The organism is Cryobacterium sp. Y57, assembly GCF_002929505.1.
Classification (GTDB): Bacteria; Actinomycetota; Actinomycetes; order Actinomycetales; family Microbacteriaceae; genus Cryobacterium.
Map to the genome: position 1 here is coordinate 1 of NZ_PJJL01000010.1, position 1,589 is coordinate 1,589.

Annotated in this window: 1 protein-coding gene; it reads left to right on the plus strand. The window is 60.3% G+C overall.

Translation table 11 applies throughout. The features are described 5' to 3' along the window. Positions 1–243: 243 nt before the first annotated feature. Positions 244–1,440, plus strand: coding sequence for a Fic family protein (locus tag CXY72_RS00075; RefSeq protein WP_104125718.1), 1,197 nt, complete (start codon positions 244–246; stop codon positions 1,438–1,440). The last annotated feature ends 149 nt before the right edge of the window (positions 1,441–1,589 follow it).

Genomic DNA, 1,589 nt, shown 5'->3' on the forward strand with positions numbered 1-1,589 from the left:
CCGAGATCCTCAAGAAGGAACTTGCACGCATCACCAGACTTCGTTGACGAGCGCCTAATGCGGAGTCACCTGCGATCGGTTCAAGCGGCCGTCAATCTGCGGATCCGTTCGGAGTTCCGCAATGGGAACCCCCTACGGGACGAACAATTGCGTTTCAGCCCTTAGATCCGGCGTGCGGGATAAGTCAGAATAGGACGCGCACATAACTATGGATCTATCGCTAAGCATTGGTATAGTCATTCCATGGCCACGTTTGACGAAAAGTTACCCTGGGCGCCGATCGGTTACGAGGAACGGCCCTGGCGCAGCGTCCAAGACGACTATGGTTCACGAACGCAGAAGCGTCTGGCATCCGGGCCGTACTTGGCATCAGTGCCCGCATTCATTGCCGATCTCGATATCCCGCTGAGCAGCGAACTCCACGCGGTGACCGAAGAGGCCGCCAGTGAGCTTGCCCGCTTCGATGCCGAAGTGGGACAGATCGCGGCACCATTCGCATCCATTCTCCTGCGCACGGAGAGCGCCTCCAGCTCAGAGATTGAGAATCTCACGAGCGGAGCACGCCAGATCGCGCTGGCGGAGCTCGGTGAGCATGCTTCGAAGAACGCACAACTTATCGTCGGCAACGTCCGAGCGATGCAAGCGGCCCTGACACTGTCCGAGTCCATCGATGGACGCGCCATCCTGGAAATGCATCGCGCACTCCTCGAGCACAGCAATCCGGACATCGTTGGTCACTGGCGTGACCAACAGGTCTGGATCGGAGGCGGGAACCTCGGGCCCCACACCGCACAGTTTGTGCCGCCGCATCACGATCGAGTCTCCGAGCTCATGGATGATCTTGTCGCCTTCGCCAGCCGCGACGACCTTCCTTTGCTCGCTCAGACCGCGATCGCTCACGCTCAATTCGAAACAATTCACCCGTTCCCTGACGGCAACGGAAGGGTCGGTCGCGCTCTTATTCAGGCGATGCTGCGCGCGGGGAAGCTCACTCACAATGTGGCCGTTCCGGTGTCCGCGGGGCTCCTCCACGACACCAGTCGATATTTCAAGTCCCTCAGCGCATACCGGTCCGGAAATATTGCCCCGATAATCCGCTCCATCGCGGAGGCATCGTTCGCCGCGGTGCACAACGGACGCATCCTCGTAGTGGATCTAGAAACTGTGCAGGTCGACTGGCGCGGGCGCATCAACGCAAGACGAGACTCGGCGGCCCATCGACTAGTAGGCGTTCTGCTTCGTCAACCCGTGATCGGAGCGGCCGCAGCCGCGGCTGAGCTTGGCGTCTCGACCGTCAACGCTCAGGTCGCTATCGACCGACTCGTTGACGCTGACATTCTGACTCAAATTACCGACGGACGGCGAAATCGAATCTGGCTCGCCAAAGACGTCGTTCGGGTCCTTGACGAATTCGGCGCCCGGGCGAAGAGGCGCCGATAGCGGGTGTTCCGCGCGCCGGTTGAGGACAACATGCAGAGCCGGGGGGCGGGGCGCGCAATGTCACATAGGGAACCCTCTGCGGGACCTGACCTAGGCGTCGCATCTCAAATGGATCGGATAATCGCTCGGGTGATAGTATCGATGGCGCG

What these genes read in the sequence shown, in the direction of transcription:
- CXY72_RS00075 (WP_104125718.1), top strand. Translation starts at nt 244, where the DNA reads ATGGCCACGTTTGACGAAAAGTTACCCTGGGCGCCGATCGGTTACGAG.